Below are 14,051 nucleotides of genomic sequence, written 5' to 3'. Positions count from 1 at the left end.
CTCCTTAGTTGCCCAGTTGTTCGGCCATTTCGGCCGAGCGGTGCGCAGCGGCACCCAGCGCCTGTTCCACCAGCGCTTCGAATCCATTGGCCTGGAACGACTTGATCGCCGCTTCCGTGGTGCCGGCCGGGGAGGTCACCCGGCGGCGCAGCTCGGCGGCGTCGACATCGCTGCTGACCGCCATGTGCGCTGCGCCCAGGGCGGTTTGCAGGGTCAGCTTGGCGGCGGTTTCCCGTGGCAGGCCGAGTTTCTCGCCGGCGGCGGTCATTGCCTCGATCAGCAGGAAGAAATATGCCGGGCCACTGCCGGATACCGCAGTCACCGCATCCAGCTGTTGTTCGCTGTCCAGCCACAGGGCGATGCCCACGGCCGACAGCAGCTGCTCGGCCTGCTGGCGCTGGGCCGGCGAAACCTGGGCGGTGGCGAACAGGCCGCTGACGCCCTGGCGCAGCAGCGCCGGGGTGTTGGGCATGCAGCGCACGATTGGCTGGGCGCCGAGCCAGTTGTTCATGCTCGCGCAAGTGATCCCGGCGGCAATCGAAACGACCAGCTGCTCGGGCTTGAGCTTGGGCTTGAGCGCTTCGCACACGGCTTTCATCGCCTGTGGCTTGACCGCCAATACCACCACGTCGGCGCCTTCGATGGCCTGGGCGTTGTCGGCGAACATCTCGATGCCGTGCTCGGCATGGATTTTCGCCCGCTGCTCGGCGCCCGGATCGCTGGCGCGGATCTGCGAAGCTTCCAGGCCCTGGGCGCGCAGGCCGCCGATCAGGCTGGCAGCCATGTTGCCGGCGCCGATAAAGGCAATACGAGTCTTGCTCATGTCAGGTCCTTGATAGGGAAAGAGGGAAAAAGCATGGGTCAGGGCTGGCCGTAGTCGCGGGCACCGAACAGCGCGGTGCCGATACGCACCCAGGTCGCGCCCTGGGCAATCGCGGCTTCCAGGTCATGGCTCATGCCCATGGACAGGGTGTCGAGGGGTAACTTCAGGCTCGCCTGCAACTCGCGAACCCGGGCGAAGGCAGCTTGCTGGGCGGCCTCGTCGTCGGTCGGCTCGGGAATCGCCATCAGGCCGCGCAGGCGCAGGCGTGGCAGCGCGGCGATGGCGCTGGCCAGGGCCGGCAGCTCCTCGGGCGTGCAACCGGACTTGCTGGCTTCGCCACTGACGTTGACCTGCAGGCAGATGTTCAGCGCTGCAAGGTTGTCAGGGCGTTGCTCGGACAGGCGTTGGGCAATTTTCAGGCGGTCCACGGAATGTACCCAGTCAAAGTGCTCGGCAATCGCACGAGTCTTGTTCGACTGAATGGGGCCGATGAAGTGCCAGGTCAAGGGCAGGTCGGTCAATTCGCCCTGTTTGTTCAGGGCTTCCTGCAGGTAGTTCTCACCGACATCGCGCACTCCGGCGGCGAAGGCTTCGCGCACGGCAGCGGCGGGTTTGGTCTTGCTCACGGCCAGCAGCTGGACGGCTGACGGCTCGCGCCCGGCGGCCAGTGCGGCGGCACGGATGCGTGCGGCGAGCGTGGAAAGGTTGTCTGCTATGGTGGACATTGATCGATGCCAGCGGCTCTTTGGGTCTGCGGCATTCTACCTGCTTGGCGGGCTTTGGGGAGTCTCATGGATGTGACTGAACTGCTGGCGCTGGCAGTGCGGGCCGGTGCCTCCGACCTGCACCTGGCGGCGGGCGAGGTGCCGGCGCTGCGTCTTGAAGGGCGTTTGCGGCCGCTGGAGCTGCCGGTGCTGACGCCGCAGCATATGGGCGAAATGCTCGGGCAGATGATGTCCGAGGCGCAACAAAAGGATTTTGAAACACATCTGGATATCGACTTTGCCTTTGCCGTGCCAGCATTGGCGCGCTTTCGGGTCAACGCCTTCCAACAGCTTCAAGGTGCCGCTGCAGTGCTGCGGGTGATTCCCGCGCAGGTCAGCAGCCTGGCTGAACTCGGTCTAGGGGATGTGTTTCGGCAAATTGCCGAGCTGTCGGGCGGGCTGGTGTTGGTTGCCGGTCCCACGGGGTCGGGTAAATCGACCACCCTGGCGGCTCTGGTCGATCACCTGAACCACGAGCGTGCGCTGCATATCGTCACCCTCGAGGACCCCATCGAATTTATCCACAGCTCGCAGCGCAGCCGCATCAGCCAGCGCGAGATCGGCCGGCACACCCGGGGTTTTGCCCAGGCCCTGCGCGCAGCATTACGTCAGGACCCGGATGTGATCATGCTCGGTGAACTGCGCGATCCGCAGAGCATTCGCCTGGCCCTGACCGCAGCGGAAACCGGGCACCTGGTGCTGGCCACCGTGCATACCGGTTCAGCGGCGAAAACCATCGACCGCCTGGTGGATGTGTTTGCCGCCGAAGAGAAGCCACTGGTACGCGCCATGCTCGCCGAGTCGCTGCAGGCGGTGGTCTCGCAGGTGCTGGTGGAGAAGCTTGGCGGCGGCCGGCTGGCCGCCCACGAGATACTTCTGGCTACGCCTGCGGTGCGTAACCTGGTGCGCGAGGGCAAGGTGGCGCAGATTTATTCGGCGATACAGACAGGTGGGGCGCAAGGGATGCAGACCCTCGACGCGTGTCTGCAGGGCCTGGTGCGCCGAGGGCTGGTCAGCCCTGAAAGCGCCCGGGAGCGGGCGCCGGGGCGTTTCTAGCGCTTGGCCAGGGCCAGTTGCTGGCTTTTTGGCAAGACACGTTTGGCAACCACGTAACGGCTATTCCAGTACGGCTTGTTCAGGGTGTCGATGCTTACCCGTTTGCCAGTGCGCGGCGCGTGGATGAAGCGGTCGTTGCCCAGGTAGATGGCGACGTGGTTGACCCGGCGGCTCTTGATATTGAAGAAGATCAGGTCGCCGGGCTTGAGGTCGTTGCGATCGACCTTGATGCCGTGGCCGCTGGCCATGGCGTTGGAGGTACGGGGCAGGTCGACTTCATCGATGTCGTTGAAGGCGTACTTGACCAGGCCGCTGCAGTCAAAGCCCTTGCTCGGGCTGCTGCCACCCCAGCGGTACGGGGTGCCGAGCACGTTGACCGCACGGCTGAGCACATCGCTACTTTGCTGCGGCGACATGGCTGCGGCAACCGGCAGCGGCTTGCCCGGGCGAGCGCTGCGCTTGGGGCTGTGCTGGACTTTACTGCTGCTGACGTTCTTGTGTGGACGCGCAGCGGTGGAATTGGAGGTGTACCCGGAGAAACCGTTGGGTAACCGTTGCTCACGATTGGTGGCGTGGGCAGCCAGTGGCAATAATAGGCAGATGGTCAGCCATGTCTTGAAAAAAGGACGCATAGGCAGGGCTCTGGTTGGTTAGCGCGCAACTTTATAACAGCTTTTTGATCAAATTCTGATCCGTTGGTCGATTCCAGGGGTTGGCAAAAACCGGCAAAAGCGGCGATTGGCCTGCATTCGAAAGGCGCGGGCCAGACAGGATAGGGGTTTGCGGCGGGTAGGGTGGCAAATGACCACACGTCGGGATGCCACAGAAAAGTCACATTTTTCTTTAGAAAATTTATCGATAACCCACAGGGGCTATGAATGAACAGTTATCAACAGGGCGGTCAGCTACACGACACCCACAGCAAAGTGATCGGTTATCTGCTGTGGATTTTCGGTTTCACCGGTTCGCATCGTTTCTACTATGGCAAGCCGGTCACCGGCACGATCTGGTTCTGCACCCTGGGGCTGCTTGGCATCGGCTGGTTGATCGACCTGTTCCTGATCCCGGCGATGGACCGCGAAGCCGACCTGCGCTTTCAGCCTGGTCCTGTGGACTACAGCCTGGCGTGGATCCTGCTGACCTTCCTTGGGGTGTTCGGCGTGCACCGCATGTACCAGGGCAAGTGGATCACGGGCCTGATCTACCTGTGCACCGGCGGGCTGTTTCTGGTGGGTGTGCTGTATGACTTCTGGACACTCAATACCCAGGTGTCACTGACCAACGCCCAGCGGCGTTAAGGCCTGAAGCCTTGTCGCAGTGAGTGCGACAAGGCCTTTAGGGCGGATTTACTGGCGGGTCTGGCGCTGCTGCAACAGCAGGTTGCTGAAGCCGCTGCCGGCCAGTTGCTTCTGCGCCACGGTCAGCTGTTCACGGTTGCTGAACGGGCCAACCAGCACGCGGTACCAGGTTTCTTCCTTCACCGTACCGGACTCCACCTTGACCGCCTGACCGAGCAGGATGATCTGCGCACGGACCTTGTCGGCATCGGCCTGTTTGCGGAATGAACCGGCTTGCAGGAAAAACTGCGTGGTAGCCGCCGGCTTGATCACCGGTGGTGCTGGCGGAGGCGTCTGCCCCATCAGTGCAGCCTGGGCGCGAGCGGTGTCGATCTTCGCCGCTTCCGCCGGGGTGACCGGAGGTTGCGCCGGCACCGGCGGGGTTTTCTCCGGTACGGCCTCAGGCGGCACGATCACTTCCGACTCCGGCAGCAAGGTATAGAAGTCGTACTTCGGCTTCACCGGCTGCTGCGGGCTTGGCGCGGTCTTGTTGGCTTCGGCGACCTTCTCGGCCTTCTGCTGCTCGGGCTTGGTGCGCTTGACCTCGCCGTTGCCAGGCTCGAGCTTCATCAGGAACACGACAAAGGCGCCCACCGACAAGCCGATTGCCAGCCATAGCCAGCCCGGGATCGGCTGCTTGGCAGGTGCCTGATAGCGACTGGCGCCGCGCTTGGGTGCGGGTTTTTTCTTGGCAGCCAACTTACATGCGCTCCAGGGTTTCCAGGCCGAGCAGTTCCAGACCTTGCTTGAGGGTACGACCGGTCAGGGCGGCCAGACGCAGGCGGCTCTGCTGCTGTTCAGGGGTGTCGGCGGCGAGGATTGGGCAGTTCTCGTAGAAGCTCGAGAACAGGCCGGCAACGTCGTACAGGTAGGCGCACAGCACGTGTGGCGTGCCTTTTTCAGCGACGTTGTTGAGGATCTCGCCAAACTGCGCCAGGCGCGCGGCCAGGTCCTGCTCCTGCGGTGCTTGCAGGATGATCTGGCCGTCGACTTCTTCGAAGCTCTTGCCCAGCTTGCGGAAAACGCCGGCGACGCGGGTGTAGGCGTACAGCAGGTAAGGCGCGGTGTTGCCTTCGAAGTTGAGCATCAGTTCGAAGTTGAAGCTGTAGTCGCTGGTGCGGTGCTTGGACAGGTCGGCGTATTTCACCGCACCAATCCCGACCACTTCGCCGATGGCGCGCAGGTCGGCTTCGGCCAGTTCCGGGTTCTTCTCCTTGACCAGGGCGTAGGCACGCTCCTTGGCTTCGGTGAGCAGGTCGATCAGTTTTACCGTGCCGCCGTCGCGGGTCTTGAACGGACGGCCGTCGGCGCCGTTCATGGTGCCGAAGCCCATGTGCTCCATCTGCATCGGGTGGCCGACGAAACCGGCGCGGCGGGCCACTTCGAACACCTGGTTGAAGTGCAAGGCCTGACGCTGGTCGACGAAATACAGGGCGCGGTCGGCCTTGAGCACGTTGCTGCGGTAGCGCACGGCAGCCAGGTCGGTGGTGGCATACAGGTAGCCGCCGTCGGCTTTCTGCACGATCACCGGCAGCGGCTCGCCTTCAGCGGTCTTGAATTCTTCGAGGAATACGCACTGGGCGCCCTTGCTCTCGACCAGCAGGCCCTTGGCCTTGAGGTCGCTGACGACATTGGCCAGGTCGTCGTTGTAGGCGCTTTCGCCCTTGACGTCGGCCATGGTCAGTTTGACGTTGAGCAGTTCGTAGGTCTTCTGGCAGTGCGACAGCGAGATGTCCTTGAAGCGGGTCCACAGCTTCAGGCATTCCGGGTCGCCGGCTTGCAGCTTGACCACCAGGCCCCGGGCGCGGTCGGCGAACTCTTCGGACTCGTCGAAGCGTTTTTTCGCCGCCCGGTAGAAGTTCTCCAGGTCCGACAGCTCGTCGCTGGTGATCGGGTTTTCCTGCAGGTAGGCCATCAGCATGCCGAACTGGGTGCCCCAGTCGCCGACGTGGTTCTGGCGGATCACGTCATCGCCGAGGAACTCCAGCACGCGGGATACGGCGTCACCGATGATGGTCGAGCGCAGGTGGCCAACGTGCATCTCTTTGGCCAGGTTAGGGGCCGACAGGTCGACCACCACCTTCTGCTGCGGGCCGGCTTTCTTCACGCCAAGCTTGGCGTCGGCCAGGGCCGCATCCAGGCGCGAGGCCAGGGCCTGGGTGTTCTGGAAGAAGTTGAGAAAGCCTGGGCCTGCGATCTCGACCTTGCTCACCTGCTCGTCGGCAGGCAGGGCGGCGATGATCTTCTCGGCCAGGTCGCGCGGTTTCATGCCGGCAGGCTTGGCCAGCATCATCGCGATGTTGCTGGCGAAGTCGCCGTGGGTCTTGTCCCGGGCGTTCTCCACCTGGATCGCCGGCGTCAGCCCTTCAGGCAGCACACCGTCGGTGACGAGTTGGGTGAGGGCTTGCTGGATCAGCTGGCGAATGGTGTCTTTCATGGGCTTCTCTTTCGACCGCAAGCGCGGCGGCGCTTCGATGCGCAGGTGGAAAAACTGGACATTATCCGTTGCCGGGGCGAGGTTGCCAACCTTTGGGGCGCTATCGCGGGGCAAGCCCGCTCCTACCGGGGTGTGTAGGAGCGGGCTTGCCCCGCGATGGATCAGTACAAATCCACCGGATCGACATCCAGCGACCAACGCACCTGGCGCCCGGAAGGCATCTGCTCCAACACTAGCAACCAGGCGCTGATCAGTCGATGCAAAGGTGCCCGGGCATTGGCCTGGAGCAACAATTGCGCACGAAACCGTCCGGCACGGCGTTCCATCGGCGCCGGCACCGGGCCGAGCAGCTCGATGCCGTGCAGGTTTTGTTCGGCTAGCAATTGCTCGGCGGCGCTGCAGGCTTCATCAAGAAACCCTTCGGCCTGCCCCGGCTTGTGCGCTTCGGCGCGCAGCAGCGCCAGGTGCGCGAAAGGCGGCAGGCCGGCGGCGCGGCGCTCGCTCAGGGCCTGTTCGGCAAAGGCGAAGTAGCCCTGCTCGGTCAGTTGCACCAATAAAGGATGGTCGGCCAGGTGGGTCTGGATGATCACCTTGCCCGGCTCTTCGGCGCGTCCGGCCCGGCCGGCGACCTGGACGATCATCTGCGCCATGCGCTCGCTGGCGCGAAAATCCCCCGAGAACAGGCCGCCGTCGGCATCAAGGATCGACACCAGGGTCACCCGCGGAAAGTGGTGACCCTTGGCGAGCATCTGGGTGCCAACGAGGATGCATGGATGGCCGCGCTGGATCGTGGCGAACAACTGGTTCATCGCATCCTTGCGCGAGGTGCTGTCGCGGTCGACGCGCAGCACCGGGTAATCCGGAAAAAGAATGCTCAGTCGTTCTTCGGCGCGCTCGGTGCCGGCGCCGACCGGGCGCAGGTCGACCTTGTTGCACTGCGGGCACTGGCGCGGCACCCGCTCATCATAGCCGCAGTGGTGGCAGCGCAACTCGTTGGAGCGCTGGTGCACGGTCATGCGCGCATCGCAGCGCGGGCATTCGGACATCCAGCCGCAGTCATGGCACAGCAGCGTCGGCGCAAAGCCGCGGCGGTTGAGGAACACCAGCACTTGCTGGCCGGCCGCCAGGGTCTGGCCGATGGCTTGCTGCATCGGCCCGCTAATACCGCTGTCCAATGGCCGGCTCTTCACATCCAGGCGCAGGAAGCGCGGCTGCTGGGCGCCGCCGGCGCGTTGGTTGAGGCGCAGCAGGCCATAGCGGCCGCTGTGGGCGTTGTGTAGGCTCTCCAGCGACGGCGTGGCCGAGCCCAGCAGGATCGGGATGTTCTCCTGGCGTGCGCGTACCAGCGCCAGGTCGCGGGCATGGTAGCGCAGGCCTTCCTGCTGTTTATAAGAGCCGTCGTGCTCTTCGTCGATGATGATCAAACCGGGGTTTTTCATCGGTGTGAACAATGCCGAGCGGGTGCCGATGATGATGTCGGCCTCGCCGTCACGGGCGGCCAGCCAGGCATCCAGGCGCTCGCGGTCATTGACCGCCGAGTGCAGCAGGGCGATGCGCGCGTTAAAACGCTGCTCGAAGCGCGCCAGGGTTTGCGGCCCCAGGTTGATCTCCGGGATCAGAATCAGCGCCTGCTTGCCGGCCTCCAGGGTTTCGCGGATCAGCTGCAGGTAGACCTCGGTCTTGCCGCTGCCGGTGACCCCGGCCAACAAGAAGGCATGAAAGCTGTCGAAGCCTGAGCGTACCGCATTGAAGGCGGCGCGCTGCTCATCGTTCAGCGGCAATTCCGGCTGCGCCAGCCAGTGTTCGTGGCGCTCTTGAGGTAAGTGGCGGCGCACTTCGACCTGGACCAGTTCCTTGGCCAGCAGCAGGTCGAGGCTGTCCTTGCTCAGCATCAGTTTGCTCAGCAGGGTATGGGCAACGCCGTGGGGGTGCTGCGCCAGGGTTGCCAGGGCTTCGCGCTGACGTGGCGCGCGGGCGATGCGCGGATCGTCCAGGCGCGCCCCCGGGGCCACTTGCCAGAAGCGCTCCTGGCGCACTTCGGCCGGCTCGCCTTGGCGCAGCAGCACCGGCAGGGCCCAGCTCAGGGTGTCGCCGAGGCTGTGCTGATAATATTGCGCGGTCCACAGGCACAGCTTGAACAGCGCCGGTGGCAGCGGCGACACCGGGTCGAGCAGGGCGATTGCGGGCTTGAGCTTGTCGGCCGGCACCTCGCTGGTGTCGCAGATCTCGATCAGGATGCCGATCATCTCGCGTCGACCGAAGGGCACGCGGATGCGCATGCCCGGGGTCAGTGCCTGGCGCGCCATGCTCGCCGGTGCCCTGTAATCGAACAGCCGCCGCAGGGGCGAGGGCAGGGCAAGGCGTAGAATGACGTCGGACACGCGAAAGGTTCTCTGCAGGGGAATTCCAGGGTCCGGCGAGCCTAGCAGACGACCGCCGGTCTAAGCGACAACTTGCGTTGGCTGTTTGCTCTGGTATTATTCGGACCCTATTTTGCGTGCGGTATTCAACAATGGTGTTGAGTGGCGGCACGTCAGCACTGAGGAAACACCATGAAAGCCGATATCCATCCGGTATACGAAGCTGTAGAAGTTACCTGCAGCTGCGGTAACAAATTCGAAACTCGTTCGACTCTGGCCAAAGCCCTGCCGATCGACGTTTGCAACCTCTGCCACCCGTTCTACACCGGTAAGCAGAAGGTCCTGGACACCGGCGGCCGCGTACAGAAGTTCGCCGATCGCTTCGGCATGTTCGGTGCCAAGAAGTAAGATTGCGCGACGCTGGCCCCATGGGTTTGGCATTGCTGCTGAAAAAGGCGTCCCTCGTGGGCGCCTTTTTTATGGGCGCGATCTGGCAGTTGCCGGCCCTGGCGTTCTGCGCGGCACCGGTCTATGCGCAGGTGGTCAGCGTGCGCCAGGTGGTCGACGGCGATACCTTGCGTCTGAATGATGGTCGCAGTGTTCGCCTGATTGGCATCAATGCACCGGAAATCGGTCGCAAAGGTCGCAGCAGTGAAGCCTTCGCCGAGGCCGCACGGCAGCGCTTGCAGGCGCTGGTCAAGGCCAGTGGCGGGCAGGTGGGGCTGGTTCCCGGCGTCGAGGCGCGGGACAAGTATGGCCGTACTCTGGCGCATGTGTACGGCCGCTCTGGTGACAATTTCGAGGCACAACTGCTCAGTGAAGGCCTTGGCTACCGGGTTGCGGTGGCGCCGAATGTCTCGCTGACCGGCTGCCAGGCGCGGGCCGAGCGCGCCGCTCGTCAGGCCGGCAAAGGCCTGTGGCGGCAATCGCCATTGACCCCGGCAAGCGCCGTGCGCCAGTCCGGGTTTGCCCTGATAAGTGGCAAGGTGATGGATATCGAGCGCAATCGCGGGGGTATCTGGATCGAAATCGACGATTCTCTGGTGCTTCAGGTGCCGGCACGCCTGCAGCGCAATTTCCCTTCTTCTTTCTTTACCGATCTGAAAGGTCGATCCATCGAAGCTCGCGGTTGGGTGCTGGATCGTTCCCGCAAGGGTGGCCTGAAACCGGGCCAGCAACGCTGGTTGCTGCCACTGACCGATCCTTCGATGATGGAAAGGGTCGAAAGATAAAATATTGTCTACATTTTTAATTTCGATTGTACACATCGAAACCCTTGCAGGCTGCGGCTCTTGGCGGAAAGTCGTAGGTTAAAGCCCTTGACACAAGTGACCGGGCAGTCTTGTCGGCCCTTTGCTCTTTGCGTATCCTCGGCGGTCCGTCAGAACAGTAAATAGCGGAATGCCCACCATGTCAGATTTGAAAACTGCCGCTCTCGAATACCACGCTCAACCTCGTCCGGGGAAACTGAGCGTCGAGCTCACCAAACCTACCGCGACTGCTCGCGACCTGGCGCTGGCCTACAGCCCTGGCGTGGCTGAGCCGGTTCGCGAAATCGGTCGCGATCCGGAGCTGGCCTACAAGTACACCGGCAAGGGCAATCTGGTAGCAGTCATTTCCGACGGCACCGCCATCCTCGGCCTGGGTAACCTCGGCCCGCTGGCCTCCAAGCCGGTCATGGAAGGCAAGGGCGTTCTGTTCAAGCGTTTCGCCGGTATCGACGTGTTCGATATCGAAGTCGACTCCGAGAGCCCGCAAGCCTTCATCGACACCGTCAAGCGCATCTCCATCACCTTCGGTGGCATCAACCTGGAAGACATCAAGGCGCCAGAGTGCTTTGAAATCGAGCGCGCGCTGATCGAACAGTGCGACATCCCGGTTTTTCACGATGACCAGCACGGTACCGCGATCGTTACCGCCGCCGGCATGATCAACGCCCTGGAAATCGCTGGCAAAACCCTGGCCGACGCCAAGATCGTCTGCCTGGGTGCCGGTGCAGCCGCCATCTCCTGCATGAAACTGCTGGTGAGCATGGGCGCACAGATCGAGAACATCTTCATGGTTGACCGTACTGGCGTGATCCACGCTGGCCGTGACGACCTGAACCAGTACAAGGCGGTGTTCGCCCACGCTACCGACAAGCGCACCCTGGCAGACGCCCTGCAAGGCGCAGACGTGTTCGTCGGTCTGTCCGGCCCGAACCTGCTGAGCCCTGAAGGCCTGAAGTCGATGGCGCCGAACCCGATCGTGTTCGCCTGCTCGAACCCTGATCCAGAGATTTCCCCGGAGCTGGCCCACGCCACCCGTAACGACGTGATCATGGCTACCGGTCGTTCCGACTACCCGAACCAGGTCAACAACGTACTGGGCTTCCCGTTCATCTTCCGCGGTGCCCTGGACGTTCGCGCCAAGCGCATCAACGAAGAAATGAAGATCGCCGCCGCCAACGCCCTGAAAGACCTGGCCAAGCTGCCAGTGCCGAAGGAAGTCTGTGCAGCTTACGGCGTCGACGCCCTGGAGTTCGGCCGTGAGTACATCATTCCGAAGCCAATGGATGCTCGCCTGATCACCGTCGTTTCCGACGCCGTGGCCAAGGCTGCGATCGAGACCGGTGTGGCGACCCTGCCGTATCCGAAGAACTACCCGCTGAAAAGCGTGGATGACGTGTTCAACGGCTAAGCTGTTGTAGCGTCATAACAAAAAGCCCCGGCTCGCGAGAGTCGGGGCTTTTTTGTGGGTGACGGCTGTGGATCGCTGTTGGCTTCATCGCTGGCAAGGCCAGCTCCCACAAAGGATCTGTGGGAGCCTCTGTCATCAGAACAGATCGATCGGTGCCGCTTCGTCCGCTGGCAGCGGGCTGCCTGGTGCGCTGCCGTTGCCCAGCTCGTTGACCGATGGTGGCGTGTCTTCGGCCTTGAACAGCTCGAAGTAGGCATTCGGCGTGCTCGGGGTCGCCGCTCGGCCGCTGACCGGATCGACGCGCAGGCTGAGGATGCCTTCCGGCTCGGCCGGGGCGTGGTTGGGTTTGTCCTTGAGCGCGGCGCCCATGTAGCTCATCCAGATCGGCAGCGCCACGGTGCCGCCGTACTCGCGGCGCCCGAGGGTTTCCGGCTGGTCGAAGCCGGACCATACGGTGGTCACGTAATCGGCGTTGTAGCCGGAGAACCAGGCGTCCTTGGACTCGTTGGTGGTACCGGTCTTGCCGGCCAGGTCGGTACGGCCCAGGGCCAGGGCGCGGCGCCCGGTACCGCGCTTGATCACGTCCTGGAGCATGCTGGTGAGGATGTAGCTGGTGCGCCCGTCGATGATGCGCTCGGCCACAGCCGGCGGCTGGGTAGCCGCGGTAGTCGGGTTGCTGGCAACGGTGCTCAGGCCTTCACCCGGCAGTTGCGTGCTGATCGGCTGCTCGGGTGCGGCGATGCCGGCCTCGACCTGTTCGCTCTGCGGTACCCGCGGCGGGTTGGCGGTGAACAGGGTCTCGCCGTTGCGGCTCTCGATGCGCTCGATCAGGTACGGGCTGATCTTGTAGCCGCCGTTGGCAAAGGTGCTCCAGCCGGTGGCGATTTCCATTGGCGTCAGTGTTGCGGTACCCAGGGCCAGCGACAGGTTGGGCGGCAGGTCCTGCTTGTTGAAGCCGAACTTGCTGATGTAGTCGATGGTCGGGCCCACACCCATGGCTTGCAGCAGGCGGATCGATACCAAGTTGCGCGACTTGTACAGCGCCTCGCGCATGCGGATCGGGCCGAGGAAGGTGTTGGTATCGTTCTTCGGCCGCCAGACCTTGTCCAGGTACTCGTCGACGAACACGATCGGCGCGTCGTTGACCAGGCTGGCGGCGGTATAGCCGTTGTCCAGCGCAGCGCTGTACACGAACGGCTTGAAGCTCGAGCCCGGTTGGCGCTTGGCCTGCATGGCGCGGTTGTAGTTGCTCTGCTCGAACGAGAAGCCGCCGACCAGGGCGCGGATCGCACCGCTGTTGGGGTCCAGCGATACCAGTGCGCTCTGCGCCCCCGGCACCTGGCTGAACTTGAGGCTGCCGTCGTCCAGGCGCTGCACGCGAATCAGGTCGCCGACCTGGGCAACGTCCGCAGGCTGTTGCGGCGCGCGGCCCTGGCTATTGGTGTTGAGGAACGGGCGGGCCCATTTCATGGTGTCCCAGGCGACCGTTTCCTGGTTGCCGGCGCGGGTCAGCACCTGCAGGCCGGCCTTGCTGACCTCGGTGACAATCACCGGTTCCAGGCCGCCCAATGGGCGTTGCTTGCTCAGTTCCTGTAGCCAGGCGTCGCGGGTCTTGCCCGGGAAGCGCGACTCGGGGCCGCGGTAACCATGGCGCTCGTCGTAGGCAGTGAGGCCGTTGAGTACGGCTTTGTTGGCGATTTCCTGCAGGTCGCTCGGCACCGTGGTGGTGACGCGGAAGCCTTCGGTGTAGGCATCGCTGCCGTAGCGGCCGACCATTTCGGCGCGGGCCATTTCGGCGATGTAGGGTGCGTTAACTTCTGGAGTCGGCACGTGGTAGCTGGCGTTGATCGGCTCGGCCAATGCGGCCTGATAGCTGGCTTCGTCGATCTTGCCGAGCTTGTACATACGCCCCAGGATCCAGTCGCGCCGCTCTTTGGCGCGCACCGGGTTGGCCAGCGGGTTGAAGCGCGACGGCGCTTTCGGCAGGCCGGCGATCATCGCCATCTGCGCCAGGCTGACATCGCGGATCGACTTGCCGTAGTACACCTGCGCGGCGGCCTCGATGCCGTAGGCGCGGTTACCCAGGTAGATTTTGTTGACGTACAGCTCGAGGATCTCGTCCTTGGTCAGTTCGCGTTCGATCTGCAGGGCCAGGAGAATTTCGTTGGTCTTGCGCGAGAAGCTGCGTTCGCTGCTGAGGAAGAAGTTCTTCGCCACCTGCATGGTGATGGTGCTGCCGCCGGTCTGGATGTGCCCGGACTTGAGCAATTGTGTTGCAGCACGCATCAGGCTGCTGGGGTCGACGCCGTAGTGATTGGCGAAATTGTCGTCTTCGGCCGACAGCAAAGCCTGGATGAAATGCGGCGGAATGTCGGCAAAACGGATGGGCGAGCGGCGCATTTCGCCAAACTCGGCGATCAGCTTGCCGTCGCTGCTGTAGACCCGCAAAGGGATCTGCAACTGGATGCTTCTGAGGGCCTCTACCGAGGGCAAGCTGGGGCTAAGATACAGAAATGCGCCGCTCAGACCGAGCACGAGCGCGCAGATGACTGCGACGAAAGACCACCAGAAGAACTTCAGCAGGCGTATCAAGGC

General features: G+C 63.4%; 11 protein-coding genes and 2 pseudogenes. 5 read left to right on the top strand and 8 right to left on the bottom strand.

Annotation, left to right across the window (positions count from 1 at the left end):
• Positions 1-4 precede the first annotated feature (4 nt).
• Complete coding sequence (proC, locus tag ABIE20_RS17235; RefSeq protein WP_429506153.1) at positions 5-823, bottom strand: pyrroline-5-carboxylate reductase; 819 nt, start codon at positions 821-823, stop codon at positions 5-7.
• Between the two features lie 38 nt (positions 824-861).
• A complete protein-coding gene (locus ABIE20_RS17230) occupies positions 862-1,548 on the bottom strand; it encodes a YggS family pyridoxal phosphate-dependent enzyme (RefSeq protein WP_429506152.1) in 687 nt (228 codons plus the stop codon).
• Positions 1,549-1,614: 66 nt separating this feature from the next.
• Here ABIE20_RS17230 and ABIE20_RS17225 point away from each other — a divergent pair, with 66 nt between their 5' ends.
• Positions 1,615-2,643, top strand: coding sequence for a type IV pilus twitching motility protein PilT (locus ABIE20_RS17225; protein WP_429506150.1), 1,029 nt, complete (start codon positions 1,615-1,617; stop codon positions 2,641-2,643).
• Here the strand turns inward: ABIE20_RS17225 and ABIE20_RS17220 are convergent.
• Positions 2,640-3,080: pseudogene (locus tag ABIE20_RS17220) on the bottom strand (C40 family peptidase); the annotation flags it as partial. The gene ABIE20_RS17225 and the pseudogene ABIE20_RS17220 sit on opposite strands and share 4 nt — an antisense overlap.
• An 81-nt stretch (positions 3,081-3,161) precedes the next feature.
• A pseudogene (locus tag ABIE20_RS17215) lies at positions 3,162-3,275 on the bottom strand (peptidase P60); the annotation flags it as partial.
• Between the two features lie 246 nt (positions 3,276-3,521).
• Here ABIE20_RS17215 and ABIE20_RS17210 point away from each other — a divergent pair.
• Positions 3,522-3,941, top strand: a complete 420-nt coding sequence (locus ABIE20_RS17210) for an NINE protein (RefSeq protein ID WP_429506149.1) — start codon at positions 3,522-3,524, stop codon at positions 3,939-3,941.
• Positions 3,942-3,989: 48 nt separating this feature from the next.
• On the opposite strand, the gene ABIE20_RS17205 is transcribed toward ABIE20_RS17210, so the two are convergent.
• The 3 genes from ABIE20_RS17205 to ABIE20_RS17195 all read right to left on the bottom strand — a co-directional run bounded on the left by ABIE20_RS17205 (position 3,990) and on the right by ABIE20_RS17195 (position 8,798).
• A complete protein-coding gene (locus ABIE20_RS17205) occupies positions 3,990-4,679 on the bottom strand; it encodes an SPOR domain-containing protein (protein ID WP_038997644.1) in 690 nt (229 codons plus the stop codon).
• A 1-nt stretch (position 4,680) separates the two neighbouring features.
• The gene (gene argS / locus ABIE20_RS17200; protein ID WP_429506147.1) at positions 4,681-6,417 is read right to left on the bottom strand and encodes an arginine--tRNA ligase; all 1,737 of its coding nucleotides are present in this window, start codon (positions 6,415-6,417) and stop codon (positions 4,681-4,683) included.
• 161 nt (positions 6,418-6,578) lie between these two features.
• Complete coding sequence (locus ABIE20_RS17195; protein WP_429506145.1) at positions 6,579-8,798, bottom strand: primosomal protein N'; 2,220 nt, start codon at positions 8,796-8,798, stop codon at positions 6,579-6,581.
• 171 nt (positions 8,799-8,969) lie between these two features.
• Here ABIE20_RS17195 and rpmE point away from each other — a divergent pair, with 171 nt between their 5' ends.
• The 3 genes from rpmE to ABIE20_RS17180 all read left to right on the top strand — a co-directional run bounded on the left by rpmE (position 8,970) and on the right by ABIE20_RS17180 (position 11,456).
• On the top strand, positions 8,970-9,185 hold the full coding sequence (rpmE, locus tag ABIE20_RS17190) for a 50S ribosomal protein L31 (RefSeq protein WP_010222223.1): 216 nt from the start codon (positions 8,970-8,972) through the stop codon (positions 9,183-9,185).
• Between the two features lie 2 nt (positions 9,186-9,187).
• The gene (locus ABIE20_RS17185) at positions 9,188-10,009 is read left to right on the top strand and encodes a thermonuclease family protein (RefSeq protein ID WP_429506143.1); all 822 of its coding nucleotides are present in this window, start codon (positions 9,188-9,190) and stop codon (positions 10,007-10,009) included.
• A gap of 178 nt (positions 10,010-10,187) precedes the next feature.
• The gene (locus ABIE20_RS17180) at positions 10,188-11,456 is read left to right on the top strand and encodes a malic enzyme-like NAD(P)-binding protein (protein ID WP_045193954.1); all 1,269 of its coding nucleotides are present in this window, start codon (positions 10,188-10,190) and stop codon (positions 11,454-11,456) included.
• A 135-nt stretch (positions 11,457-11,591) separates the two neighbouring features.
• On the opposite strand, the gene ABIE20_RS17175 is transcribed toward ABIE20_RS17180, so the two are convergent.
• Positions 11,592-14,045, bottom strand: a complete 2,454-nt coding sequence (locus ABIE20_RS17175; protein ID WP_429506228.1) for a penicillin-binding protein 1A — start codon at positions 14,043-14,045, stop codon at positions 11,592-11,594.
• Positions 14,046-14,051 lie beyond the last annotated feature (6 nt).

Source organism: Pseudomonas sp. 2835 (assembly GCF_050435905.1).
Lineage (GTDB): Bacteria > Pseudomonadota > Gammaproteobacteria > Pseudomonadales > Pseudomonadaceae > Aquipseudomonas.
Note: the sequence above shows the minus strand (reverse complement) of the source record. Positions and strands in the feature narration are given on the sequence as shown.

Coding starts and splice junctions, on each gene's coding strand:
- ABIE20_RS17230 (WP_429506152.1), bottom strand. CDS start 1,548: ATGTCCACCATAGCAGACAACCTTTCCACGCTCGCCGCACGCATCCGT.
- ABIE20_RS17225 (WP_429506150.1), top strand. CDS start 1,615: ATGGATGTGACTGAACTGCTGGCGCTGGCAGTGCGGGCCGGTGCCTCC.
- rpmE (WP_010222223.1), top strand. CDS start 8,970: ATGAAAGCCGATATCCATCCGGTATACGAAGCTGTAGAAGTTACCTGC.
- argS (WP_429506147.1), bottom strand. CDS start 6,417: ATGAAAGACACCATTCGCCAGCTGATCCAGCAAGCCCTCACCCAACTC.
- proC (WP_429506153.1), bottom strand. CDS start 823: ATGAGCAAGACTCGTATTGCCTTTATCGGCGCCGGCAACATGGCTGCC.
- ABIE20_RS17180 (WP_045193954.1), top strand. CDS start 10,188: ATGTCAGATTTGAAAACTGCCGCTCTCGAATACCACGCTCAACCTCGT.
- ABIE20_RS17210 (WP_429506149.1), top strand. CDS start 3,522: ATGAACAGTTATCAACAGGGCGGTCAGCTACACGACACCCACAGCAAA.